21 protein-coding genes are annotated in these 26911 nt (G+C 57.5%); 7 read left to right on the plus strand and 14 right to left on the minus strand.

Going from position 1 to position 26911, the window contains the following annotated elements; genetic code table 11:
• Positions 1 to 76 precede the first annotated feature (76 nt).
• From DT594_RS05730 to DT594_RS05740, 3 genes are read right to left on the minus strand one after another with little or no spacing between them, the layout of a single operon-like run.
• Positions 77 to 988 carry a transglutaminase family protein gene (locus tag DT594_RS05730; protein WP_149331749.1) on the minus strand — a complete coding sequence of 304 codons (912 nt, stop codon included), beginning with the start codon at positions 986 to 988 and terminating at the stop codon, positions 77 to 79.
• A 14-nt stretch (positions 989 to 1002) separates the two neighbouring features.
• Entirely contained in the window at positions 1003 to 3597 is a 2595-nt protein-coding gene (locus DT594_RS05735; RefSeq protein ID WP_149331750.1) for a circularly permuted type 2 ATP-grasp protein, read from the minus strand.
• 59 nt (positions 3598 to 3656) lie between these two features.
• Entirely contained in the window at positions 3657 to 6986 is a 3330-nt protein-coding gene (locus DT594_RS05740) for a transglutaminase family protein (RefSeq protein WP_149331751.1), read from the minus strand.
• Positions 6987 to 7240: 254 nt separating this feature from the next.
• On the opposite strand from DT594_RS05740, the gene DT594_RS05745 reads away from it, so the two are divergent.
• The 3 genes from DT594_RS05745 to DT594_RS05755 are packed head-to-tail and all read left to right on the plus strand — an operon-like array spanning position 7241 to position 10855.
• Complete coding sequence (locus DT594_RS05745) at positions 7241 to 8695, plus strand: circularly permuted type 2 ATP-grasp protein (protein ID WP_149331752.1); 1455 nt, start codon at positions 7241 to 7243, stop codon at positions 8693 to 8695.
• Positions 8696 to 8697: 2 nt separating this feature from the next.
• A complete protein-coding gene (locus DT594_RS05750) occupies positions 8698 to 9660 on the plus strand; it encodes an alpha-E domain-containing protein (protein ID WP_149331753.1) in 963 nt (320 codons plus the stop codon).
• 49 nt (positions 9661 to 9709) lie between these two features.
• Entirely contained in the window at positions 9710 to 10855 is a 1146-nt protein-coding gene (locus DT594_RS05755) for a zinc-binding metallopeptidase family protein (protein ID WP_178091431.1), read from the plus strand.
• On the opposite strand, the gene DT594_RS05760 is transcribed toward DT594_RS05755, so the two are convergent.
• Positions 10856 to 11224: a YkgJ family cysteine cluster protein gene (locus DT594_RS05760; RefSeq protein WP_149331755.1), complete on the minus strand. Its 369-nt coding sequence runs from the start codon at positions 11222 to 11224 to the stop codon at positions 10856 to 10858. It lies immediately after the preceding gene.
• Between the two features lie 207 nt (positions 11225 to 11431).
• Between DT594_RS05760 and DT594_RS05765 the strand changes: the two genes are divergently transcribed.
• Positions 11432 to 12661, plus strand: coding sequence for a serine hydrolase domain-containing protein (locus DT594_RS05765; RefSeq protein ID WP_218574479.1), 1230 nt, complete (start codon positions 11432 to 11434; stop codon positions 12659 to 12661).
• 69 nt (positions 12662 to 12730) lie between these two features.
• On the opposite strand, the gene DT594_RS05770 is transcribed toward DT594_RS05765, so the two are convergent.
• The 10 genes from DT594_RS05770 to DT594_RS05815 form a co-directional block, all read right to left on the minus strand.
• Positions 12731 to 13252 carry a lipocalin family protein gene (locus DT594_RS05770; RefSeq protein WP_149331756.1) on the minus strand — a complete coding sequence of 174 codons (522 nt, stop codon included), beginning with the start codon at positions 13250 to 13252 and terminating at the stop codon, positions 12731 to 12733.
• Positions 13249 to 13953 (minus strand): type 1 glutamine amidotransferase, encoded by a 705-nt coding sequence (locus DT594_RS05775; RefSeq protein WP_149331757.1) that lies wholly within the window; start codon positions 13951 to 13953, stop codon positions 13249 to 13251. The genes DT594_RS05770 and DT594_RS05775 overlap by 4 nt, the downstream gene beginning before the upstream one ends.
• 71 nt (positions 13954 to 14024) lie before the next feature.
• Positions 14025 to 15086 (minus strand): magnesium/cobalt transporter CorA, encoded by a 1062-nt coding sequence (corA, locus tag DT594_RS05780; RefSeq protein WP_149331758.1) that lies wholly within the window; start codon positions 15084 to 15086, stop codon positions 14025 to 14027.
• 48 nt (positions 15087 to 15134) lie between these two features.
• On the minus strand, positions 15135 to 16940 hold the full coding sequence (locus DT594_RS05785; RefSeq protein WP_149331759.1) for a diguanylate cyclase: 1806 nt from the start codon (positions 16938 to 16940) through the stop codon (positions 15135 to 15137).
• 218 nt (positions 16941 to 17158) lie between these two features.
• A complete protein-coding gene (cysG, locus tag DT594_RS05790) occupies positions 17159 to 18601 on the minus strand; it encodes a siroheme synthase CysG (protein ID WP_149331760.1) in 1443 nt (480 codons plus the stop codon).
• A 1-nt stretch (position 18602) separates the two neighbouring features.
• Positions 18603 to 19886, minus strand: coding sequence for a serine--tRNA ligase (gene serS, locus DT594_RS05795; protein ID WP_149331761.1), 1284 nt, complete (start codon positions 19884 to 19886; stop codon positions 18603 to 18605).
• A 38-nt stretch (positions 19887 to 19924) separates the two neighbouring features.
• Positions 19925 to 20296: a fluoride efflux transporter CrcB gene (gene crcB, locus DT594_RS05800; protein WP_149331762.1), complete on the minus strand. Its 372-nt coding sequence runs from the start codon at positions 20294 to 20296 to the stop codon at positions 19925 to 19927.
• A complete protein-coding gene (locus DT594_RS05805) occupies positions 20286 to 21578 on the minus strand; it encodes a replication-associated recombination protein A (RefSeq protein ID WP_096346578.1) in 1293 nt (430 codons plus the stop codon). The genes crcB and DT594_RS05805 overlap by 11 nt, the downstream gene beginning before the upstream one ends.
• A 49-nt stretch (positions 21579 to 21627) precedes the next feature.
• Entirely contained in the window at positions 21628 to 22263 is a 636-nt protein-coding gene (gene lolA / locus DT594_RS05810; protein WP_149331763.1) for an outer membrane lipoprotein periplasmic chaperone LolA, read from the minus strand.
• Positions 22264 to 22316: 53 nt separating this feature from the next.
• On the minus strand, positions 22317 to 24734 hold the full coding sequence (locus tag DT594_RS05815) for a DNA translocase FtsK (protein ID WP_149331764.1): 2418 nt from the start codon (positions 24732 to 24734) through the stop codon (positions 22317 to 22319).
• A 236-nt stretch (positions 24735 to 24970) separates the two neighbouring features.
• Between DT594_RS05815 and aat the strand changes: the two genes are divergently transcribed.
• The 3 genes from aat to infA all read left to right on the plus strand — a co-directional run bounded on the left by aat (position 24971) and on the right by infA (position 26793).
• Entirely contained in the window at positions 24971 to 25681 is a 711-nt protein-coding gene (gene aat / locus DT594_RS05820) for a leucyl/phenylalanyl-tRNA--protein transferase (RefSeq protein WP_149331765.1), read from the plus strand.
• Positions 25682 to 25711: 30 nt separating this feature from the next.
• Entirely contained in the window at positions 25712 to 26419 is a 708-nt protein-coding gene (locus tag DT594_RS05825) for an arginyltransferase (RefSeq protein WP_149331766.1), read from the plus strand.
• A 155-nt stretch (positions 26420 to 26574) separates the two neighbouring features.
• Entirely contained in the window at positions 26575 to 26793 is a 219-nt protein-coding gene (gene infA, locus DT594_RS05830) for a translation initiation factor IF-1 (protein ID WP_036989719.1), read from the plus strand.
• Positions 26794 to 26911: the final 118 nt, after the last annotated feature.

The following is a 26911-nucleotide window of genomic DNA, read 5'->3' on the forward strand; positions in this document are numbered from 1 at the left end:
TCCAAGCGGTGTCAGGAAGACCCCAACCCTTTACATCCACGACCACGACTGGCTTGTAACTTATAGCTTGCAGCTGCTAAATCGGCAAAGACACCAACGCCTCATCCCGCACCGGCAACACATCCACCGCCACTGTCAGCTTATGCTCACCACCACCGGTCATCACCCCCTTGAGCGGAGTCACATCGGCAAAATCCCGGCCCCAGCCGAGCACAATGTAGCGCTCATCCGGCACACAGCCGTTGGTGGGATCGATCTCCAGCCAGCCCCAACCGGGAATAAATACCGCCAACCAGGCATGGGTCGCGTCGGCGCCGAGCAGCTTTTCCTGGCCTGCTGGGGGCATGGTTTCCATATAGCCGCTGATATAGCGTGCAGCAAGCCCCAGCGACCGCAGACAGCCAATGGCCAGATGAGCGAAATCCTGGCAAACACCGCGCCTGCTGGCGAGCACTTCCTTGAGCGGCGTGGCCACTGTGGTGAAGTCCGGGTCGTAGACGAACTCGTTGAATATCCGCTGATTGAGATCCAGCACCGCATCGAGCAAATTGCGCCCTGCAGCAAAGCTGCTCAGCGCATAGTTGGCCAGACTCTCGTGCTGATGGATAAAGGGCGAGTCGAGCATGAACAGCCGCGCTTCCAGACAATCACGATTGCTGTAGCGAATATCGGCTGCGGTTTCGCGCACGGCCTGTTCCCAGGCTATGGTAGAAAAGAAATCCTGCGTCGGCCGCGGTCGAGTTTCGATCTCGCTGGTGACGTTTACCTGCAACTCTTCATGTAGCGATTCGAGGGAAAAATACACCACTCGATTACCGAAGAAATCAATACGCTCACGCATCCTCACCGGATTCGGTGAGATTTCCAGCTTGGCGTTGGTACACCATTGCCAGGGCAGATTGCGTGGCAGAATGCGCGCCTCGTTATGGCTCAGGCTGACGGGGCCGCTGTATTCATAGAGCGTGCTGTGGCGTAACTGGTATTTCATTTGCCGGAGCCCTATTAGGAGTTGTTGCTGTATTGCATGGTGACCAACTGGCGAGGCGGTTCCACGTGGCTGAAATGACTGTGCGACAAGGCGTTGGACAATTCAGACATTGGCTCAATCAGTTGATCCAGTAGCTGAGCAAGGAGCTCGCGTGCCTCTTCGGAAGTCTCCAGATCCGCCAGCATGCTGATATCCACCAGATGCAGCTTGCTGGTCGCCTCGATGATCAGGCGCTTTTCCAGGTTGCGGTAAGGCGAGCTGCCCTGGGACGGCAACCGGGTGATCTGCCGTTCCAGACGTTTGAGCATATAACCGACCGAGCGCGGATTGGTTTCATCGAACAGCAGCAGATCGAGAATCGCCGCGGGATGCAGCTGGGACCGATAGCGGCGACGGTACACGGTAAAGTTGTCGGTAGACGCGAGCACCACTTCCCATAATGGAATGCCCGGTTGAGTCGCAGTCAGCAGCGCCAGCTTGAGCAATTGCAGACTGCCCAGCGTGCGTTCGATAAAACGCCCCATGTCCAGAAAGCGCCAGCCGTAATGGTGCGGCATGGTTTCATTGCACAGGCCGAAAAACGCCGAAAGATCCAGCACCATGGCCTCCAGCAAACGCTGGCCAACCACTACGCCACGGGTTCTGGGCATGCTGTTGAAACGCTGACGCAGGCTGTTGATCGCGCGCCAGCTGTCATCGCCCAGATGATCGCGCACTGCTCTGCTGTTGCGCACGAAATGACCGAAAAGCATCGGCAGCCCTTCTGGCTGATCATCGGCGAACAACAGCAACAGACGATCCCGCGTGAGGATGTGTTCAGGTGAAAACCGGGAATGGCCGCGGGCCGCATCCAGCTCCTCTTCCAGGGTCTCTGGATCCAGGCTGATGTCCAGCGCCGCCAACAAGTCAGGCAGGATATTACTGTTACTCTCGTGCCGATCATCCTGCAGCAGCCGCCCCAGGGCTTCGCGCAACAGGCGCGCACGGGTATCCAGACGTTCGCCATAGCGGCCCATCCAGAACAGGCTCTCCGCTACTCGGCAAGGCAGATCTTTGCCATCCCGGGTCACCACTATGGGTCCCTGAGCCTGGCGCAACATACTGATATGCGGTTGCGGTACCGGCGCCAGCACCCACACATCCTTGACCGTACGGCTTTGCATCAGCGGCGCGCCAGGCTCGCCAACCCAGGCCAGCCCGCCGGGCATCACACGGAAATGCCGTTCGTGTACCGGTTTGCCCAGATCCTCCGGCTCGACCAGACTGAAAAACCGCAGCGTCGTATGTTGCCGCTCCAGCTTTCTGGTCTGCGGATTAAAGCCTGGGGTAACCGAAGACACCACCGGACGCTGCGCGGTAAAGAGATAGGGACGCTGCTGCAGATCACGGCGCAGTCCCTGGATAGCTTCCAGACTCATCTGCCCTGCCCTGAAAACTTTCCCGGGCTGGCTGATGTCGCGCAGTATCCACTCATCCAACGACTGGTTAACCTGCGCCAGGCCTTCGCTATTCCCGCACCAGAGCGTCTCACGGCAGCGTAACAGCAGGGTTTCACCCAACAGCCGTTGGCATAGACCCGGCAGGAACGCAGCGAGTGCCGGATGCTCAAGGATTCCGGCGCCCAGGGCGTTGGCAATCCGCACTTCACCATTGCGCGCCGCCTGCAGCAAGCCCGGCACGCCAAGCAAGGAGTCGGGGCGCAGCTCCAGCGGGTCGCACCAGGGGTCATTGATCTGCCGAACGATCACGTCAACCTGGGTCAAACCGCCCAGCGTACGTACTGATACCTGCCCCTCGCGCACGACCAGATCATCACCCTCGACCAGCGCAAAGTTCATATAGTTGGCCAGCCAGGCATGCTCGAAGTAACCAGGGCTGCCCGGACCGGGTGACAACAGCACGATATTCGGCTGTTCGCGACCGGAACCGGCCAGACCGGCAAGACAGCGATGCTGGGCCTGATGAAAGCCGGCCAGACGGTTGATCGGTGCTTCCCGGTAGATACTCGGCAACGCACGGGCCAGCGTAATTCGGTTTTCCAATGCATAGCCGGCACCGGACGGTGACTGCGTCCAGTCGCCCAGCACCTGCCACTGCCCCTGCTCATCGCGGATCAGGTCAGTACCATGAAAAATCAGCAGCGGGCGGTCCAGCTGGGACGGCGAATCGGCAGCGGCAAACAGAAAGCCGGGATGGGTAAATACCAGCTCCGGCGGCAATAGCCCTTCATTGATGACGTTACGGTCACCGTAAAGATCATCGAGCAAGTGTTCCAGCAGCCGGCTGCGCTGCTTCAACCCGGCTTCAAGAGTCTGCCATTCATGGGTATTGATCACCCATGGCAAGCAATCCAGCTGCCAGGAGCGCAGTTGGCCAGGGTCGTCCTCGTAGGGATTGAAAGTAACGCCGTTCTCATGCAGCAGGTTCTGCGCTTCTTCGCTGCGGCTGACCAGAAAGTCCGGACCCAGCGCAGAGAACTCCTCGATAAGGGCTTGCCAATGGCTGCGCGGCTGCTGATCGCTGCCCAGCAGTTCGTCATGCTCTTCATGTCCGGGATAATCCCCGAGAAGCGATTTAAGCGATGGATCCAGATTACCCGATAACAGCATGAGTTAGTTCCTGAGCGGCGCTCGAAGCGAGCGCCGGTGTGCGCTGCAGCAAAAAACTATTATAGACCAGAGGCAGGCACGGCAGCACGTCGCAGGTCGAGTGTATGCGGGTATTCCTGGCCGGGAGCCTGCTCAATTCGTTTCATCTCTCCCTGGGTATGTCCATGCGACCAGAAACGCGCCATACGGCGAGCTTCAGCTTCATTGGCATTCACCGGGAAGGTTTCATAATTGCGCCCTGCCGGATGCACTACGTGATAGGTGCAGCCGCCCAGGGAACGGTTGTTCCAGCTGTCGACCAGGTCGAATACCAGGGGCGCATGTACCTCAATCATCGGATGCATAGCCGAAGGCGGCTGCCAGGCACGATAGCGTACTGCAGCCACGCCCTCCCCAGGGATGCCGGTAAACTGCAATGGCACCTTGTAACCATTGCAGGTCAGTACGTGGCGTGAAGGATTGAAGTCGCTGACTTTCACTTCCATACGTTCGACCGACGAATCCACATAGCGGGCAGTACCGCCCCCGCTGACCTCCTCCCCCAACACGTGCCAAGGCTCGATAGCCTGGCGCAACTCCATACCCACACCGTCGTAGCGCACTTCGCCGCAATGCGGGAAGCGGAACTCCAGGAAGGGTGCAAACCAGTCAGCTTCAAAGGCAAAGCCATGCGCATTCAGATCGGCAATCACATCGCGCAGATCCTGCCAGATAAAGTGCGGCATCATCCAGCGATCGTGCAGTGCTGTACCCCAGCGCACCAGTGGCTTGCGGTAGGGTTTGGCGTAGAAGCGAGCGACCAGCGCCCTGATCAACAATTGCTGCATCAGACTCATTTGCGCGTGCGGCGGCATTTCGAAACCGCGCAGCTCAAGCAGCCCCAACCGCCCGGTAGCGGTGTCGGGCGAATAGAGCTTGTCGATGCAGAACTCCGCGCGGTGGGTATTGCCGGTGATATCAGTCAGCAAATGCCGCAGCAGGCGGTCCACCAGCCAGGGCTGGGGCACTTCGCCCTCGGGCATCTGCGAGAGCGCGATCTCCAGCTCGTACAAAGCTTCATGGCGTGCTTCATCGACCCGGGGTGCCTGGCTGGTCGGGCCGATAAACAGCCCGGAAAACAGGTAAGACAGGCTCGGGTGGTGCTGCCAGAAGGTCAACATACTGGCGAGCAAGTCCGGGCGGCGCAGAAACGGCGAATCCGCAGGCGTTTTACCGCCCAGCGTGACATGGTTGCCACCGCCAGTACCGGTATGCCGACCATCGAGCATGAATTTCTCGGTACCCAGCCGGGTCAGGCGCGCTTCTTCGTAGAGGATATGCGTATTGTCGACCAGATCGCGCCAGTTGGATGCCGGCATCACGTTGACTTCAATCACACCCGGATCAGGCGTAATCATGAACTTCTCGATGCGCGAATCCGAAGGCGGAGCATAACCCTCAATGCACACGGGCATCTTCAGGTGAGCAGCGGTCTGCTCGATAGAGGCCAGCAGCTCGAGGTATTCCTCAAGTTGAGCCAATGGCGGCAGGAAGATAAACAGTTTGCCGTCACGCTCTTCCAGACACAGCGCCGTGCCGATAACACCCTCTTCACTCAGATCGGTCAACTGCTCCTGCCAATCCTGGCCAACTGACTGATGATGGCGGCCGTCTGTCTGGTTGCTGGCCGCCTGCACTTCGCTGTAGCGGCTGGCCACTTCACCATGAACATCCGACAGTGCCGGCGGCGTGTCGAACAACGAGCGCGGCTGTGGCTCATCAAGCTTGCGCAGCGGCAAAGCGGAAAGTGGTAAACGCAGGCCCATGGGCGAGTCGCCGGGAACCAGGTACAGATTCTGCCGGCGGATCGGCCAGCGGCTGCTTTGCCAGCGATCGGTGCTCAGATCACGGGCCAATGGCAACGCCAGGCCGGTCATCTTGTCCAGGCCGCGTTCAAGCAACCGCACCAGTCTGGCGCGGCCCTCGTCATCCTGCAGCTCGTCATCACTGAGTTTCACGTCGCTGGGCTGTTGCTGCTCGAGCCACAGGTAATAGTAGGTATCTTCAAAACAGGGAATCAGATAGCGCTCATCCAATTCCAATCGCTTGGTCAGCTCAGCAGCAAAACGCTGCACGTCCTTTTCGCCGAACTGGTAGTCTTTTTCCACATCTGCCAGCCACTGGTCATCCTGCCACATGGGCTTGCCGTCGCGGCGCCAGTAGCAGGCCAGGGCCCAGCGCGGCAGCGGCTCACCTGGGTACCATTTGCCCTGCTGGTAGTGCATCAGGGAATGTGGCGCGTAATGCGGGCGCAGACGCCGCAGCAATTTCTCGGCGAGCCCTCTTTTGGTCGGCCCTTGCGCGGCGATGGTCCATTCTGGTGCATCCATGTCGTCAACTGATACAAAAGTGGGCTCGCCGCCCATGGTCAGACGCACGTCAAGCTCTTCAAGTTGCTGATCAACCTGATCGCCCAGCGCATCAATTCGTGCCCACTGGTCTTCGGTATAGGGTTTGGTCACGCGCGGATCTTCATGCACGCGCGTGACGCTCATCTTGAAGTCGAACTCCACCTTGCACGGCTCGGAAGCACCGGTGATAGGTGCCGCACTGGAAGGCTCTGGTGTCGCCGCCAAGGGAATATGCCCTTCCCCAGCAAACAGGCCGGATGTGGGATCCAGACCAATCCAGCCCGCACCGGGAATGAATACTTCGGTCCAGGCATGCAGATCGGTAAAGTCCACTTCGGTCCCTGAGGGACCGTCGAGCGCTTTTACATCAGCGGTTAGCTGAATCAGATAGCCCGACACGAAGCGCGCTGCCAGACCCAACTGGCGAAATATCTCCACCAGCAGCCAGGACGAATCACGGCATGAACCACGCTGCAGGGTCAGGGTTTCCTCCGCGCTCTGCACGCCCGGTTCCATGCGGATCAGGTATTCGATGTCCTGCGACAAACGCTGATTGATCGATACCAGGAAGTCCGCCACGGACCTGGGCTCTTTGCTGACGGTGGTCAACCATGCCGCAAGCAAGGGGCCTGGCTCATTCTTTTCCAGGTACGGCCCCAACTCCTTGCTCAACGCCTTGGGATATTCGAAGGGGATCTGCTCGGCGTAATCCTCGACGAAAAAATCGAAGGGATTGACCACCGTCATCGGTACCACCAGCTCTACGTCCACATACAGATGGTCGATCTTGTCCGGAAACACGACGCGGGCCACATGATTGCCGAAGGGGTCCTGCTGCCAGTTGATAAAGTGCTGACCACCCTCTATTTTCAAGCTGTAGGCGTCAATCGGCGTGCGGCAGTGTGGCGCGGGCTTCAGACGAATATGGTGAGCTCCAACCGCTACCGTTCTATCGAAGTCATAACGAGTGGAATGTTTAAGCGCTACACGAATAGTCATGAATCGTTTCCCGGAGCAATGGCAAGGTTAGCCCAAGAGCATAGCAACGCCTGTGCCAAGCGCCCTGGGTAAACTCTTTTGAATATAGCTGGTCTGTGTTGAGGATAACTCTTTTGGCATCCAGCAGTATGACAATCATGGACCAGCACATATCTACTAACATCAATCCTAATGGCTAAAGCGGCAAATGCGTATTAGGCTGGTATAGCAATTGCAGCGTTTCGTCCCATCACCCAGCACACAAGAGTGGCTTAATGAGCAAAGTTAATTGGGAAGACTACGCCTCTAAGGGTTTTTTTGACGAACTCATCTCTGCTTCCGGACAGGCAAGACCGGAAGCAGCCATGCTTTGCCAGTATCTCGCCGATCTGGACGCGCGCGAGCTGAGCGAGCATAAAACGGCGGCTGAGGTCGCCATCCAGCTGATGGGCATCACCTTCACGGTGTATACCGAAGGCAACATGATCGACCGCGCCTGGCCGTTCGACATCGTGCCCCGCATCATACCGCTGGCCGAATGGCAGAAGACCGAAGCCGGTTTGAAGCAGCGGGTACAAGCGCTGAACATGTTTATCGATGATTTATACCACGATCAGAAGATCATCAAGGACAAGGTCTTCCCTGCCGAAATCCTCGCCAAGTCAGTGAACTTCCGCAAACAATGCGTCGGCGTCCACCCCCCGCACAATATCTGGGCGCATATCTGCGGCTCTGACCTGGTGCGCGACAAGGACGGCACGCTCTATGTGCTCGAAGACAACCTGCGCATACCCTCTGGCGTGTCGTACATGCTGGAGAATCGCAACGTCACCAAACGGGTGTTGCCCGATCTCTTTGCTACCGGCCGCATCCAACCGGTGGATGATTACACCTCGCAGCTGTATGACATGCTCGCCTCCATGTCCCCGCGCCCCGGCGACGACCCCTGTATCGTCATTTTGACGCCGGGCATCTACAACTCCGCCTATTACGAGCACGCCTACCTGGCGCAGCAAATGGGCATTGAGGTGGTTGAGGGCTCCGACCTGGTGGTCGGTGAAGACGACTGTGTATATATGCGCCGTATCGACGGCCTGAGCCGCGTCGACGTGATCTACCGCCGTGTTGATGATCTGTTTATTGATCCCGAGGTGTTCAATCCGGACTCAGCCCTGGGCGTCAAAGGCCTGATGCGCGCCTGGCGCAAGGGTAAGGTAGCGCTGGCCAACGCGCCGGGTGCTGGCGTAGCCGACGACAAGGTGGTCTACGCCTTCGTGCCAGCGATCATCAAATACTATCTCGACCAGGAACCGCTGTTGCCGAACGTCCCCAGCTACCTGTGCATGTTCGACGACGACCGCAAGTACGTGCTCGACAACCTCGACAAGTTGGTGGTCAAACCGGCCAATGAGTCTGGTGGCTACGGCATGCTGATCGGGCCGCATTCAACGAAAAAGGAACGCGATAAATTCGCTGAATTGATCAAGGCAGATCCGCGCAACTATATGGCCCAGCCTACTCTGGCCCTCTCTACCTCACCTACCCTGTGCGAAAACGGCGTTGAGCCGCGCCATGTTGATCTACGCCCATTCATCCTCTCCGGCGAGACCCCGTGGGTAACCACCGGCGGCTTGACCCGCGTTGCCCTGACCAAAGGTTCACTGGTGGTCAATTCGTCCCAGGGTGGCGGCAGTAAAGACACCTGGATCGTCGACATGGCGGGGAACTGATTATGCTTTCAAGAGTTGCGGAAAATATCTACTGGTTGGCTCGCTACATTGAAAGAGCTGAAGACACTGCCCGACTGCTGAGCGTCAACAGTCACCTACTGCTCGACCTGCCCCGCTCTACCAAACTCGGCTGGTCTGAAATCATCGCCATCACCGGTAATGACGAATTGTTCGATGAGCACTACGAGACCCGTGATGAAGCCAGCGTGCTGTTGTTCATGTGCGGCGACCGGCGCTATTCAGGTTCGATCATCAGTTCACTGGCGGGCGCCCGGGAGAATTTGCGCACCACACGCGAGGTGATTCCGAGGGAAATATGGGAAGAAATCAACCAGTTATATCTGAACGTTCAGGAACAAGTTGAAGCCGGGATTACACCACGACGGCGCGATGCGTTTCTCAACCGGGTGATTCGTAGTTGCCAGACGGTGAATGGACTGGTCGAAGGTATGCTCAGCTATACCACTGCCCGCACCTTCCTGATGATTGGCCGCCAGCTGGAACGCGCGGACATGACCACGCGCATCATCGACGTGCGTTCGGCCAACCTGCTGCCACGCAGTCCCGAAGAACTGACTCCGTTCGAAAATCTGCAGTGGATGAGTGTACTCAAATCACTCAGCGGTTTTCAGATGTACCGCCAGCATGTTCGCTTGCGCATCCGTGGCCCGGATGTGCTGCAATTTCTTCTACAGGATCGGATGTTCCCCCGCGCGGTAGCCTGCAGCCTTGAGCGTCTGGCCATTGCGTTGAAGAATCTGCCGATGCACGAGCTGGCTTTGGAAGAAGTTGAAACTTGCAGGAAACATATTGCCGAAGCAGAGATCATACGTATGGCAGCAGAGCCGGATCTGCTGCATGCATTCGTGGACGAGATCCAGATAGATTTCACCGAATTGCACGATGCCATTCGCAAGACCTATTTTGCCGAACCGGAAGAGGCAACCCAATCACAGGAGCAATGACCTGCCCGCTCCGGCGCAGGTCGGAGCGTCCCTTCATGGATATTCACCCATGAGCTATTTTGATCAGTTGGTTCAGCGCAGCGATGGTAGTCAGCTATTTGATTACCATCCCAACGGCCATGTGCAGCGCTGCCAGTGCGGCCAGACGGTGTTCTTCGACAACCAGTTTTGTCTGCGTTGCGGTTCGGCGCTGGCCTATCATCCAGAGCAGGGCAAGCTCTGCAGCATTGAGCAGGAGCCCAACAGCGACAAATGGGTAATCCGCTCTGATGGGCCTTTGGCAGGCCAATCCTTCAGGCTCTGCCAGCATCGCCAGAGCGCGGCTCAATGCAACTGGCTGGTCAGCAAGGAAGAGAACGCGCCTTACTGTGTAGCCTGCGCTCTGAACCTGACCATCCCCGACCTGAGCATTCCAACCAATGCCGATTACTGGCTTACCACTGAGCAAGCCAAACGTCGGCTGATAGCCCAGCTGACCATGCTTGGTTTGCCCACGGTGTCCAAAAACCTGGACGCGAAACAGGGCCTTGGCTTCAAGCTGCTACGTCCCATTCCCGAAGGCCCCGCAGTGCTTACCGGGCATATGGACGGCGTGATTACGCTGAATATAGAAGAAGCTGACCCCGCGCATCGCGAATCGGTCAGGCAGAACATGCACGAACCCTACCGCACCATGCTCGGGCATTTTCGCCACGAGTCCGGGCATTACTACTGGGATCGCCTGGTTATGGATACGCCCTGGCTGCCAGTATTCCGGGACCTGTTTGGTGACGAGCGCCTGGATTACAAACAAGCGCTGGAAACACATTACTACCAGGGCCCGCCGGCAGATTGGTTTCACACCTTTATCAGCAGCTATGCCGCATCGCATCCCTGGGAAGACTGGGCAGAAACCTGGGCGCATTACCTGCATATGACCGACACGCTGAATGTGGCGCTGGATTTCGGCATCCGCCTAGACACCCTCAAGCTGCATATCGATGAATTCAACGCTAGCCATTTGCAGGGCTGCCCCAGAGGTAACGACGATCAGGAGGTGTTCCTGGCCTTTATCAATCGCTGGGTGCAGCTGAGCAGTGTGCTGAACGTGTTGGCCCGCAGCATGGGTCAGGCCGATATCTATCCTTTCGTGCTGACCACCCCCAGTTTGCGCAAGCTCTATCTTGTGCACAGCATCGTGGCGGATGTCGGCTAATCAGGCCGCCACAATCGGAATACGCTCCAATACGTCCGGCAAGGGTGGTAACCCATGTCGGGCGCGAGCCCGCTGACAGTCCTCATTGCCCAACCCGTTTTCGCCATGCCAGGCGAACTCGCGGCAACTCGTTGAGCGTTTTTCATAAATATTGCAACGCACGCCTTCGCCCACCTGCCCCATCAGTGCAGTGCAGCGAGGGATCGGTTGGTTGGTGCCTTGCATACAGCTCAAAAAGGGAGAGATCTGCTCCGTCAGATGTTGCGGGACCAGCCCGCCGGGGGAGTCGTCCGTCTCGCCCCAGTAAAACGAAACCCTGAATGTAGCGCAACACGCGCCGCAGTTCAGACAGGGTGATGGTTGGCTCATTTAATTGCTGTACTCACATGGCTTCGGAGCATGACTTGTACAACCTCTGCAGGCGCCGCACAAGAGGGGCTCCAGCGCTTTTACAAGTATTTTTTCCGGGCACTATTCATTGCCTTATGAAAAGACATAGCCAGCATCATTGCAGCCACCCCTGCGAGGCGTTAACAGGTAAGATCGAGGTTTGTCAGTACAGCCAATGGATAGCTCATGAACAGCCAGACGCCCCCCTCTACCGTGATTGCCGGAATGGACACCCAGCGCCTCGAGCGCATAGCCACACACCTGGACCGGGCTTATCTGCAGCCGGGCAAACTGCCTGGCGCAATGACCCTGGTCGCCCGTCGCGGGGAAATCACTTACCTGCACTCCCAGGGTTTGATGGACGTGGAGCGCAACAAGCCAGTGCAGCGCGACACCCTGTTCCGTATCTATTCAATGACCAAGCCGGTCACCTCCATTGCGTTGATGCAGTTGTACGAACAAGGCCGCTTTCTACTCGATGATCCGGTGCACAAGTACATTCCCTCCTGGGCAAAGTTGCGCGTTTACAAGTCCGGCATTCACCCGCAGTTTCTCACCACCGCACCTGAGCGGCCGATGAGCATCCGTGACCTGCTGACTCACCAGTCCGGCCTGACCTACGGCTTTATGAACCGCACCAATGTGGACGCGGCTTACCGGGCACTGAAACTCGACGGCGGCACCGGGCATACCCTGGAGCGGCTGGTAGATGAGTTATCGCGCCTGCCGCTGGAATTCTCTCCCGGCAGCGCCTGGAATTACTCCGTGTCCACCGATGTGGTCGGCTATCTGGTTCAGGTATTGTCGGGTATGACCCTGGATGAGTATCTGGCGGAACATGTGTTCAAACCCCTCGGCATGATCGATACCGCCTTTACCGTACCTACCGACAAGATTGAGCGGCTGGCAGCCTGTTACCAATACCAGCCAGGGGATCAGTTCAGCTTGCAGGACGATCCAGCGCATTCCGCGTTTACCCGTGCACACGGTTATTTATCTGGCGGCGGCGGCCTGGTCAGCAGCATGGATGATTACTACCGTTTTGCGCAGGCGCTGGCTAACCGCGGCGAGTATCAGGGCGCGCGGATCATCGGGCGCAAGACGCTGGAGTTCATGCGCATGAATCACTTGCCAGGCAATCAGGACCTGCCGGGTGTGTCCGTGGGTGCGTTCAGTGAAACGCCCTACGAAGGCTCCGGTTTTGGACTGGGTTTCTCGGTGAAGACCGATGTCGCGAAGTCACAAACTAACGGCTCGGTGGGGGAATACGGTTGGGGCGGCATGGCCAGCACCAACTTCTTTATCGATCCGCAGGAAGACCTGCTGATGATCTTCCTGACCCAACTGATACCTTCGTCGAGTTATCAGATACGCCAGGAACTGCGGGCCATCATCAACGGCGCATTGGTAGACTAAAAATTGCCAGGCTAGAAATTGCCAGGCTGGAAAATCGACCGGGCTACGCCATCAGCGCAGCCCGGTCTATCATTCGTGTTCTACCCAGATCAACTCATCGGTATCAAAACCCAGTGCCGCGGCACGCTCGACAAACGCCTGCTTGTCTTCCTCGGCCACTTCCGGCTCGCGGGCCAGAAGCCACAGATAATCGGTATTGGGGCCGGAAACCCAGGAGTATTGATAGTTTTCCTTGTCCAGACCGAAGATGCCATAAGCACCATAAAACGGGCCAAAGAACGACACTTTCAAATAGCCGGTCTGCTCGTCCTCAACAAAGTAAGCCTTGCCTTCAGCCTCGTTCCACTCGCCCTTTTCTTCCGAGTAGCCCTTGTTCAGTACCTTGATGCCACCATCTTCGCGCAGACTGTATTCAGCCGTCACTCTGCTCAGACCCTCTTCGAAGGAATGGTCCAGGCGGGCAATTTCATACCAGGTGCCCAGGTAGCGATTGGGCTCAAAGCCGGTGACCGGCTCTACGTTATCCGGCAGTTTTACGCAGCCGGCCAATACCAATGCCAACAAGCCGACTAATACGCCTATTTTCTTCAAGTGCCGCTCCTTTTCTGGTGCAGATACTCCAGCACCTCGCCCATTAATACCGTTGCCTGTTCAAGTTCATCCTCGGGGATGCTCAGCAGGCGTTCGGCAGATTGGACCCATTCTTCAGGTTCCAGTTCAGCGGCGGGTGTCGCCTCGACAAAGGCCTTTACTTGCGCTGGAGTAGATTCGAGGTGGCATTGCAGTCCTATGACCCGGTCGCCGAGCTGAAACGCCTGATGGTCGCATGCGGGGCTGCTGGCCAGAAGCACGGCACCGACCGGCAGCTCGAAGGTTTCGCCATGCCAATGCAGCACCTTTGTCTGTGCCGGAAAGCGAAAAACATCGCTACGTCCATGATCAGTGGCCTGGATCGGGAACCAGCCGATTTCGCGCACGCTATTGGGCATGACCCGGCTGCCCATTACATTGGCGATCAATTGCGCCCCCAGGCAAACGCCCAACACAGGCAGGCCATGGTCGATTGCGCTGCGTATAAAGGCTTTCTCAGGCACGAGCCAGGGATGCTCCTGCTCGTCGTTCACACTCATGACGCCGCCCATGATCACCAGCAGGTCGATGTCGCCCAGCGGAGGCAGCTCCTCGTCCAGATGCAGTCGCGTGCAGGTGATGTGGTAACCCCGGCTTTCCAGCCAGGGACGGATACTGCCAAGACGTTCAAAGTCAGCATGTTGAAGATAATGCGCGCGCATGAAGCCCCCCAATTTCTAATCCAACGCGTGTGGCCGGCTGGCCTGCACCCGAGTCTAAAATACCGCCCGATTTATATCCATCCGCGGCGGCGGAACGTAAACAGCAACGCAGCTGACACGCCCAACATCAACAGCAGCACTGCCGGATAGCCCCAACGCCACCCCAGTTCTGGCATAAATTCGAAATTCATCCCATACACGCCAGCGATAAAGGTCAGCGGCATGAACACCGTGGCAATGATGGTCAGAACCTTCATCACTTCATTCATCCGATTGCTGACACTGGAAAGATACAGATCAAGCATGCCCACCAGCAGCTCGCGCAGGGTATCAATGGTGTCCATCACATGGATGGTATGGTCGTAGACATCGCGCAGGAATACTTGGGTTTCCGCGCTGATCAATGGGCTTTCATCGCGGGACAGCCGGCTTAATACCTCGCGCAATGGCCAGACCGCCTTGCGAAACATCAGCATCTCGCGCTTGTAATGATGAATCCGTTTCAAGGTGGCAGGCTCGGGCCGGTCAATCAGCTCATCTTCAAGCGCTTCAATCTCATCACCCAAGGCTTCCAGCGTCAGGAAGTAATGGTCCACCACCGCGTCGAGAAGGGCGTAAGCGAGATAATCGGCCGGCATTGAACGGATCTGCCGGCCATCTTCCAGGCGACTGCGCACGCCATCGAACAGGTCACTGGGCAGCTCTTGCAGGGAGAGTACGAAATGATCACCGAGGATCAGACTAAGCTGCTCTGACTGAACTTCCCGAGTCGCTTCGTCATAGCGCAGAATGCGCAAAACCAAGTACAGATAGCCGTCATAATCCTCGACCTTGGGCCGCTGATCGACGCTAAGAATATCCTCCATTACCAGGGGATGCAGGTTGAACGCCTGACCAACCGCCTCGACCACCTCCACCTGATGCACGCCATCGACATTCAACCAGGCAACGTGCTTGCCTTTGCTAACCCTGTAATCGCCCGCTGTTTCGATAAGCCGGTCAGAGATCTCGTGCTGGTCATATTCAATGACCCGAATGGCCGGCTGCTCCGCACGCGGTGTACCAAGATGAATCAGCGTACCTGGCTCGGAACCGGCCTTGCGGCCGCGCTTGACCACTAGCTTGCGCGCCATTCCCTTCCCTCCCAGCGTGATATTGAAGCCATCATGCCAGAGCGAGGGTTATCTGGCACTCATCGGAGGTACTGGCTTGGCTGAATACATCGCGCGATCGGCCACGCTGACCAGCAACTCGATATCCTGAGCATCCTCCGGGTACATCGCCACCCCGATACTCATGCCGATCGACACCCAGATATCATCGGTCAGATGTATCGGCTGCAGCACCGCGTGCGACAGCTTGTGGCGAATGACTGACAGAGCCGCGCGATTGGATACCGACTCGATAACCAGCACAAATTCGTCACCGCCCACCCGCGCTACCGTATCCACCTCGCGCAGGCTAGCCTTGAGCCTGTCAGCCACTTCAATCAGCACCCGATCACCCGCCTGATGGCCGTGCTGGTCATTGATCGCCTTGAACCAGTCCAGGTCAATCATCATCAGGGCAAAACTGCTGTCATTGCGCTTGGCTCTGAGCAACGCTCCTTCCAGACGGTCATTCAGCAATTTGCGATTGGCCAGACCGGTCAAGGCATCGTGGTTAGCCTGCTGCTCCAGCAGTTGCTTGCTGAGCTGCAGCTGCACGTTCGCCGCTTCCAGAGCCAAGGTACGCTCGGCCACCCGGCTCTCAAGCAGGCGCTCATTGTCACGCAGCGCCGCGAGCATCTCGCGATTGACCGCCAGGGCATCCTGCTGGGCCTGATCCTGGGCATGCTGAATACTGTTGATACGATCAGCCAAGGCCAGCGACAGCAGGAGCATTTCCGCAGCCGAACCGAACAGCAAGGCATTGGCGGTAAAGGCGTTGGACGGCAGTGTGCCGAGATTGTGCAGCGCCATGACCAGAATGCTCAACAACAACGAGATCCACGCCAATACGAAGAAACGTGCACCGGGATGCCGTCGGTACAGGCTCACGCCGCCCATGATCAGCGCGGTAAAAGCGAACACCAGCGAAGTGAGATTCACTACCACCGCGGCGATGAAATAGGACACAAATACCGTACACAGGAACGTCAGAGCGTAGATCACCCCGATCAGGGGCATGACCCACTGCATCTTCATGCTACGCGGCGTACCTGCCAGAAAACGCTGCACGAATATTGCGCCAAACAATCCCGCCAGCGAAACGCTGGCGGTGGGTGAAAGATGCGTCAGCAATGCATTATCTGGCCAGATAAATTGCCCGACCAACCCCGCCAGCCCGGCTTGACCGAATGCGAGGAAGGCTACAAAAGGGACGTAGATGAGGTACAACTTTTCGCGCAGGGAAAAGTACAGAAACAGGTTGTAGATCAGCAGCCCCAGGGCTAGCCCGTAGTACAGACTCAGGAACGAATAGCTGAGCTGGTCACTGGCCCAAAGTGCGTCTGGCTGCCACAGCGTGACCGGCACAGACAGGGTGCCTTGCGAGGTCACACGCAGGTAGAGGCTGTGTTCGGTATCCGGTTTGAGCGACAGCTCAAAGAGATGATGACGATGCTTCAGCGCCTTGGCTGAAAAGGGCAATAAATCACCGGCATGCTCATGGCGGTATTCAGCATTCTGCTCGGCAATATATAAATCTATGTTATCCAGCGAGGCATGGCCTACTTCCAGCAACCAGCGTTCAGGCAACATACGGGCGGTCTTGAAGCTGAGTCGCAACCAGACTTCATCCCGGGTCAGCCCAAAATTGGTTGCGGACACCGAGTGCGGCTCAGGGGCATTGAACTGGTCGCTTTGCATCAGGACTTGAGTCAGCGTCAGCCCTGGCCCGGCATTCTGCAGCGAGGCAAAATGCCTCGACAGTGCGTAGCTGCTTTCATCGCCAATGCGCAGCTCAGCGGAAAAAGCGGTAGTGCTCAGGAAAAAACTGGCCAACAAACAGAAAAGCCACCACCTCACACGAGCGGCCGCTTTGTTGGTGAGTCGAAAGCCACCGGAGGTTGTCACTGAATTCAACACGGTAACTGAATTCAACAAACTAAGAGTAGACAGGGCAGGAACTCCGTTTCGATTGCGGCGCCATAGCCGTACCTTCCAGGGCGGAAAATGATATCAAACCGCCATGCGAACCTGTCTACTACTTTAGTTGATTTTTATTAGTTGTCAGCCTGCCCGCCAGTCTGGTCGAGTACGCCGCCGCTGGCATTTTGCACTTGCTCGGGCGCAAACCATTTCAGTTTATCGTGGAGTTTCACCACTTCGCCGACAATCAATAACGTCGGCGGCTTGATCTCAGTGCTTTCAACTAACGCTGGCAGAGTGGCCAAAGTACCAATAAGCACCTTCTGGTTTGCCGTCGTACCCTGCTGAATAAGCGCCATGGGCGTATCCGCAGCGCGTCCGTGTTTGATCAGCTGCTGGCAGATATCCGGCAAACCCACCAGGCCCATATAGAACACCAGCGTTTGGCCCGGCGCCACCAGATCAGCCCAGGGTAGATTGGTGGTGCCATCCTTGAGATGCCCGGTTACGAAGCGTACGGACTGGGCATGATCGCGGTGAGTCAGGGGGATACCTGCATAGGCCGAACAACCGTTAGCCGCAGTGATGCCCGGCACCACCTGGAACGGTATGCCATGCGCCGCCAACTCTTCGATTTCTTCCCCGCCGCGCCCGAAAATAAACGGGTCGCCACCTTTAAGCCGCAATACGCGCTTGCCTTCGCGGGCGAGGCGCACCAACAACTGGTTTATCTGTTCCTGCGGCACTGCATGCTCTGCACGCGCTTTACCGACATAAATACGCTCAGCATCGCGGCGGCAAAGATCAATGATTGGCGTCGGCACCAGACGGTCATACAGCACCACGTCCGCCTGCTGCATCAGTCGCAGTGCGCGGAAGGTCAGCAGGTCCGGATCACCAGGACCGGCGCCGACCAGATAGACTTCACCAACGTAATGCTGCCCGGCCTGCTCAGCCAACCGTCTTGCAAGCAGATCCTCGGCGGCCTGATCCTGGCCGGCGAAAATACGTTCGGCGATATCGCCCTGAAACACATTTTCCCAGAATACCCGGCGTTGATTGATTTGCGGAAAGCTGGCCTTCACCTGACTGCGAAATCGCTTGGCCAGTTGCGCCAACTTGCCATAGGTATGCGGGAATAGCGTCTCGATTCGCGCCCGGGTCAAGCGTGCCAACACGGGCGCGTGGCTGCCACTGGACACGGCAATAATCAGCGGCGAGCGATCGACAATCGCCGGGAAGATCACCGTACACAGATCCGGTGCATCCACCGCGTTGACCGGCAGGAAGCGTGCTTGCGCATCGGCGGAGACACGAGCATTAAGCGGCTCGTCGTCGGTGGCTGCGATGACCAGATGAACACCGTTCAGATCCTCGGACTGATAGCCGCGCAGCACACATTCACCGCCGCCCTGCTCCACCAGCAAACGCAACGGCTCCTCGATCTCCGGTGCGACCACGCGCAACACCGCGCCGGATTCGGACAGCAGCCGCGATTTGCGCAGCGCAATCTCGCCACCGCCAATGACCAGCACCCAGCGGCCCTGGAGGTTATGAAACAGCGGTAGATATTCCATATCAGCCGATGGTCTCGAGGCCAGCCATATAAGGGCGCAATACCTCAGGCACGCTGATGCTGCCATCGGCCTGCTGGTAGTTCTCGAGAATGGCTACCAGGGTGCGACCCACGGCCAAACCGGAACCGTTCAGGGTATGCACCAACTCCGGCTTGCCGGTTTCCGGATTACGCCAGCGGGCCTGCATGCGCCGCGCCTGGAAGTCGCCACAGCTGGAGCACGACGAAATCTCCCGATACTTGTCCTGGGTCGGAATCCACACTTCCAGATCATAGGTACGGGTAGCACTGAAGCCCATATCACCGGTGCACAAGGCCAGCACCCGATACGGCAGATTGAGCAGCTTGAGAATATTTTCCGCATGCCCGGTCAGCTCTTCCAGCGCAGCTGCGGAATCCTCTGGGCGCACTATCTGGACCATCTCGACCTTGTCGAACTGGTGCTGGCGGATCATACCGCGCGTATCACGACCGGCCGAACCGGCTTCGCTGCGAAAGCAGGCGGTGTGTGCGGTCATTTTCATCGGCAGTTGGTCAGCAGCGAGAATGCTCTGGCTAACAATATTGGTCAGGGTGACCTCAGCCGTCGGGATCAGGTACAGATCGCTCTGCCCTTCCCCACGCGGCACCTTGAACAGGTCCGCCTCGAATTTAGGCAACTGCCCGGTGCCTTGCAGCGCTTCAGCCTGGACCAGGTAAGGTGTAGAGACTTCCTCGTAACCGTGCTCATTAACGTGCAGGTCGAGCATGAACTGCGCCAGCGCCCGGTGCAGCCGAGCGATAGGTCCACGCATCAAGGCAAAGCGCGCACCCGACAGCTTGGCCGCCGTTTCAAAGTCCAGATAGCCGTGCTGCTCGCCCAGAGCGACGTGGTCCTTGACTGCAAAATCGAATTCACGCGGCGTCCCCCAGCGGCGGACTTCGACGTTGTCGTCTTCATCCTTGCCGGCGGGCACGTCTTCTTCTGGCAGATTGGGCATGGTCAGCATCAAGGCATCGAGTTCGGCCTGAATGCTTTCCAGCTCCTGTTTGGCGTCGTTCAGCTCGCTGCCCATGCGCTCGACATCAGCCAGCAAAGGTTGAATATCTTCGCCTTTGGCCTTGGCGTGACCGATCGCCTTGGAGCGGCTATTACGCTCGGCTTGCAGTGTTTCGGTACGGGTTTGAACCGACTTGCGGCGCGATTCGAGTGCTTCCAACTGCGCGACGTCCAGGGTAAAGCCGCGGCTGGCGAGGCGCTCAGCGACCAATTGGGGTTGGCTACGAACCAGTTTTGCATCAAGCATGGGGCATCATCTTATGGTTGCGGGTTGCAGCCTGGTGACTATCGAGTCAATGCCAGGCCGGCCCAGGTGGCGAGCAGGCAAACGCACACGCTGAGCAGAATATATCCAATGGCCAATAAGGCCTCACCGTTCTCCATCAGCCGCAAGGCGTCGAGGGAAAAGGTCGAAAACGTGGTAAAGGCGCCAAGGAAACCGATAAACAGACCTTGGCGCAGCAGCGGCGAAAATTCCGGGCGATGCAGCCACAGGCCGTAAAGTATACCTATCAGCAGACAACCAATCAGGTTGACCGCAAAGGTAGCGAGCGGAAAGGCCTTAGGCCAGGCAGTCATGGTCCAATGCGCCACACCGAATCGCGCTAGTGCACCGACGGATCCACCCACTGCAATAGCTAAGACGCTACTCAACATCCTTTGGCTGCCTCCTTTGCATCGGGCTTGCCGCATCCAGACTGCGCAAGTACTGCAACTTTTGCCCGATCTTTAGCTCAAGCCCTCGATTGACCGGATTATAATAACGTCTCGGCTCCAAGGCTTCAGGAAAATAATCCTCTCCGGCGGCGTAGGCTTCCGGCTCATTGTGCGCGTAGCGATAGCCCTGGCTATATCCCAGCTCTTTCATCAGTTTGGTCGGCGCGTTCCGCAGGTGCAGCGGCGGCTCGTGGGAGGTCTGGCTGGCGACGTCCTTCATTGCCGCGTTGAAGGCGTTGTAAACCGCATTGCTCTTCGGCGCGCAGGCCAGATAGACGATGGCCTGTGCTACCGCCAACTCGCCCTCCGGACTGCCCAGTCGCTCTTGCACATCCCAGGCATTCAGGCACAGGGTCAGCGCCCGCGGATCGGCATTACCGATATCCTCGCTGGCCATACGTACCACTCGGCGGGCGATATACAGCGGATCACAACCACCGTCGAGCATGCGCGCGAACCAATACAGCGACGCATCAGGATTGGAGCCGCGCACGGACTTGTGCAGCGCGGAAATCTGGTCGTAAAAGGCTTCACCGCCCTTGTCGAAGCGCCGGCGCGTGTCATTCAGCAGATCGCTCACCAATGCGGTATCAATGGTGCCGCCGTCCTCGACCAGGTCAGCGGCAATTTCCAGCAGATTCAGTACCCGGCGCGCATCACCGTCGGCAGCTTCAAGCAGGATATGCTTGGCCTCGCTGCTGATTGTCAGCCGGTGGTTACCCAACCCTCTTTCGCTATCGGCCAGCGCACGCTCAAGCAAGTCGCCCAGCGCCTCCGCATCCAAGGATTTGAGCACGTAGACCCGAGCCCGTGAGAGCAAGGCGTTGTTCAATTCAAACGAAGGGTTTTCGGTGGTCGCACCGATGAAAAGTAGCGTGCCGTCTTCAACGTAAGGCAGGAAGGCGTCCTGCTGCGCCTTGTTGAAGCGATGCACCTCGTCGACAAACAGGATCGTCTGACGACCATTCTGCGAGGCTTGCTGCCGCGCCAGATCCACCGCCTGGCGGATATCCTTGACCCCGGCCATCACCGCCGACAACGTAACGAAGTGCGCATCGGCCAGCGTGGCAATCAAGCGCGCGAGTGTGGTCTTGCCGACACCGGGAGGGCCCCAGAAGATCATCGAGTGCAGCGCGCCCTGTTCCAGCGCGACTCGCAACGGCCGGCCGGCAGCCAGGAGATGCGCCTGCCCGGCGTACTCTTCCAGATTCGCCGGCCGCATGCGTGCAGCCAGCGGTTGGTGAGATTTTTGCTCCGGAAACAGCCCGCCCTTACTCACTGATGACGTCGATCCCGTCAGGAATATCGAAAGTAAACTGCTCCTCGTTCATGCTCTGATTCAGCTGCACGTCCTGGAACAGGATGTTGGTGCGTTGGCCAACGGCATCGCTCATCTGCATGTCGTTGATAACGCCATCACGGAACGACAGACGCAGGCTGTCGAACAGCGTGTCACTGACTTTGGGCGTCAAGGTGAAGTCGATCACATTGCCCGAATCTTCCCAGGTAATAGTGAAGTTTTCCTGCAGCTTGCTGACATCGCCCGAGAGCAACAAAGCGGGTGTATGGGTCAGACGCTGGTCCATTTCCTGAATGGTGACCTGCTCCAGATCCGGATCGTAGAGCCAAATTGTCTGGCCGTTGGATACCAGCTCCTGTTCGGCGGGTGCATCGGTATGCCAGCGGAACATGCCTGGACGCTTCAGCGCCAGATTACCGGTGGTTTCCTGCATGCTCGCGCCATTGGCGCTGAGGGTCATCTGGGAAAAATCCGCGGTCATGGTGCTGGCGTTAGACAGCAAGGTGTTCAAGCGCTGCGCGGCAGCGTCTTCGTCAGCCATGACCATGGCTGGCAGGCTGAACAGGCAAAGCGCTGCGAGGCTGTGACGAAAAAGGCTTTTCAACATGGCAGAGTGGGTTCTCCGAGTGCTCTATCGAGCTTCATTGGGCGTCGGCCCGCTCAGTCACGCACCGGTGGCGGTGCAATGACCTCACGCGAGCCATTGGTATTCATCGAGGTTACGACCCCGGCCATCTCCATGGCTTCGATCATCCTTGCGGCACGGTTATAACCGATCTTCAGCTTGCGCTGCACGGCCGAAATCGAGGCTCTTCTGCTTTCACAGACAAAGCGTACTGCTTCGTCATACAGCGCATCTTCTTCGCTGTCACCGCCGCCCATGCCACCAGATGTGTCAAAACCGCTACCGGCGCCATCATCCGCGCCATCGAGGATGTCCTGAATATAATTCGGCTCACCGCGCTTTTTCCATTCATCGACCAGACGATGAACCTCTTCGTCGGAAACGAAAGCGCCGTGCACCCGTACTGGCAAGCTGGTCCCTGGCGGCATATAGAGCATATCGCCATGGCCCAACAGTTGTTCGGCACCACCCTGATCAAGGATGGTCCTGGAATCGATCTTGCTCGATACCTGGAAAGCCATACGTGTCGGGATGTTGGCCTTGATCAGACCGGTAATGACGTCAACCGACGGCCGCTGGGTTGCCAGGATCAGGTGAATACCGGCGGCACGCGCCTTTTGCGCGATCCGTGCAATCAACTCTTCAACCTTCTTGCCGACAATCATCATCATGTCAGCAAATTCGTCGATCACTACTACGATCACCGGCAGCGTTTCTAGTTCCGGGGCGACATCCTCCATGGATTCGCGGCGGTACAGCGGATCAGTCAGGGGTGTACCGGCCTTTTCCGCATCCTTGACCTTGCGGTTGTAGCCGGCAAGGTTACGCACGCCCATCGCAGCCATCAGCTTATAGCGACGCTCCATCTCCGCCACGCACCAGCGCAATGCATTAGCGGCTTCTTTCATGTCGGTTACGACCGGCGCCAACAGATGCGGGATGCCCTCATAGATAGACAGTTCGAGCATCTTCGGGTCAATCATGATCAGGCGCACTTCTTCCGGCGGCGACTTGAACAGAATGCTTAGCAGCATGGCGTTCACGCCCACCGATTTACCCGAGCCTGTAGTACCGGCTACGAGCAGGTGCGGCATCTTGGCCAGGTCAGCCATCACTGGATTGCCGCCAATATCATGGCCCAGCGCCAGGGTTACCGGCGACGTAGCCTCGTCGAACTCGCGGGTCTGCAGTACTTCCGAGAGCCGCACTATCTCGCGGTCCTCGTTGGGAATCTCGATACCTACGGTGGTCTTGCCGGGAATGACTTCGACCACGCGCACGCTGATAACCGCCAGCGAGCGCGCCAGATCCTTGGCCAGATTGGAAATCTTGCTGACTTTTACACCAGCGGCCGGCTGAATTTCGAAACGGGTAATCACCGGGCCTGGTTGGACTTTCTCGACCTCGGCCTCTACGCCAAAGTCCTTGAGCTTGAGCTCCAGCAGGCGCGACATGCCTTCCAGTGACTCGGCGGAAAAACCCTTCTGTTTCTTGCTCGCAGGATCCAGCAGCGAGATCGGCGGCAGTGAACCGGGCTCGACTGACTCACTGAACAACTTGGATTGTTTTTCCTTGTTCAGGCGCACGCTCGGCTCTACCGGCTTGGTATCCAACGGCACGATTTCCGGCGGCTGGCGATTCTCCTGGGAAGCCACATGCTTGGCAAGCGACTCGTGGCGCTGTGCCCGCGATGCTTCAGCCTGCCGCTGCTCTGCCGGGCTGAACACCGGCTCGTTACGTGGCGGGCTCTTCTGCGGGCGGCCAGGCAAATCGCGCTCTACTGCGGAAGAGGCCCGGCGGGCACGCCAGCTGTGCCAGGCACGCTTGAGCAAATCGAGCAGATCCAGGGTGATGCGTCCAGTCAGCTCCATGACCTTGAACCAGGACAGGTTGGTAAACAGCGTCAAACCGAACAGGAACAATGTCAGGAACAGCAAGGTACTGCCTTGCATGTTAAGTACTGGCTGGGACAAATCGGACAACAGCTCGCCCAGCACCCCGCCCGCTTCGGCGCCTTCAGGGAATGTTTCCGGCGGCGTACCGTGCAATGCAGCCAACGCGGTACCGGCGAACAAGGTGAGGAAGAAGCCAATCAGGCGCCAGGAAAATAACCAGCCGTTCCAGATGAACGGCAGATGACGGCGGCGAAACATCTGCACAGCCTTGACGATCACGATGATCGGGAACAGATAGGCGAGATACCCGAGACTCAGCAACAGCACATCGGCAATCCACGCGCCCATGCTGCCGGCAGCATTGCCAACCTGGTCCACATCGCCACTGCGGGTCCAACCGGGATCCGACGTCTGATAAGTAAACAGCGCCATACACAGGTATAAACACAGGGCAACCATGGCCAGCAACGCGCCTTCGCGAAGACGCAATGTTAACTGTTCACGCCATAGGGGCAGCGCTGTTCGGGCTTTGGTATCCTTCAAAACGGGTGTATCCATCGTTGGTCAGCCGGTCATTGTACGAGTCCGGCAGGAAAATTCACAATCACTGCCGACAGACTGAAGGCAGATGATTACCAGAAGTCGCTAGATTGACTACCTAAACAAGTTTGCGTTCCATTGTATTATGGAACTATATTCATAAATGACAATAACTTATATCAGCTTCTTGATAAACCTTTTAAATCTTGCGATTGGCTTGACCGACCCTTTCGCTTAACACCACCAGGCGCAACATGCTTCAACTGACTTGGCTTGATGAACAGGATCTGGAGTTCCCCTCCGCTGATCTGGCGCTGGATGAGCCGCCTGGCCTGCTGGCCGTGGGTGGCGACCTTTCGCCTGCGCGCCTGGTGAAAGCCTACCGCTCCGGCATCTTCCCCTGGTATCAGGATGGTCAGCCACTGCTCTGGTGGTGCCCCGATCCGCGCACGGTGCTGCAGCCGTCACAACTGCACGTTTCGCGGAGCATGCGCAAATTCCTCAGGCAAACGGATTTTCGCGTGTCGCTCAACAGCGCCTTCGCCGATGTAATGCAAGGCTGCGCCGAGCCGCGAGATTACACCTCTGCCACCTGGATTACCCAGGATATGCAACAGGCCTACCGCGAACTGCATCGGCTCGGCATTGCTCACTCGGTAGAAGTCTGGGAAGCTGACCAACTGGTTGGCGGGCTCTACGGCCTGGCACTGGGAAGGGTTTTTTTTGGCGAATCCATGTTCAGCCGGCGAACCAATGCCTCAAAAATGGCATTTATCCATCTGGCAGACCAGTTGGCGCACTGGGGTTTCGAACTGATCGACTGTCAGATGCCCACCGATCACCTGTTCAGCTTCGGCGCTCAAAGCCTGGACAGGAGCCAATTTATCCAGCGTTTGTCCACTCTTTGCCCGGAAGGAAGCGAGAGCGCATGGGGAACTTCATCAGGTGAAAAACTGCCCCTATAATGAATACAGCAATTTGTAGAGCCCGCGATCATGACTAACCTTGCCCACCTCAAGTTTTATGCGACGCAGCCGCATGCGTGCAGTTACTTGCCGGAGCAGCGGGCAACCACCCTGTTTCTCGATCCGCAACAGCCGATTGATCTGGAGACCTACAGCCAATTGTCCGAGCTGGGTTTCCGGCGCAGCGGCGATCACCTCTATCGCCCGCACTGCCAGGCTTGTTCGGCCTGTATTGCCTCGCGCATTGCCGTCGACGACTTCATTCCCAACCGTCAGCAGGCGCGCATTCTCAAGCGCAACAGTGATCTGCGCGTCAGCGCGCACCCACCCGCCCTGACCGAAGAGAATTATCAGCTGTATGCACGTTACATAGAATCGCGCCATCGGGACGGCGACATGTATCCCCCCAGCCGCGAGCAGTTTGCTTCCTTCCTGGTGCGTGACTGGTCGTTCAGTCAGTTTCATGAATTTCGCCTGGGTGATGAACTCGTCGCGATCGCCGTGACCGACCAGATGCAAAACGGCCTATCCGCGGTATACACCTTCTACGCACCCGAGCACGCTCGCCGGAGCCTGGGGCGTTACGCGATTCTCTGGCAGATTGAGCAAGCGCGGCGCCAGCAATTGCATGCCGTGTATCTTGGCTACTGGATCAAGGGCTGCCGGAAAATGAATTACAAGACCGAATACCGCCCGCTGGAGATGTTGGTCAACCAGCGTTGGGTGCGGCTCAACTGAGAATGCTCTTGGCAAGATTGCCCGCCAGATAGCGATATTTGCCAGTTTTTATCAATGAAACTTGGCTGTTGTGCTCTTTTCAGGCACAATTGCTCACCTTTTTTGCGGGCACGACTTGAATCGCCCGCTGATTTTCCGACATGTGAGAGGCCTTAATGGCGAAAGAAGACAGTATTGAAATGGAAGGCACCATTGTAGACACATTGCCGAATACCATGTTCCGCGTCGAACTGGAGAACGGTCACGTTGTTACTGCCCACATTTCAGGCAAGATGCGCAAGAACTACATCCGCATCCTGACCGGTGACAAGGTTCGCGTTGAATTGACGCCCTATGACCTGACCAAGGGTCGTATCACCTACCGCGCTCGTTAATCCGGGCTGTTTCTGCCCGGTTGCCCTGGCCACCCCTGGCCAACATCAACGCCAGCTTGTATCGCATCCGAATAACATTCGGGTGGGCGTTGTTATGTCTGCCGAAAGCCGGAAAATT

It is taken from the genome of Halopseudomonas laoshanensis, assembly GCF_008365385.1.
GTDB lineage: Bacteria > Pseudomonadota > Gammaproteobacteria > Pseudomonadales > Pseudomonadaceae > Halopseudomonas > Halopseudomonas laoshanensis.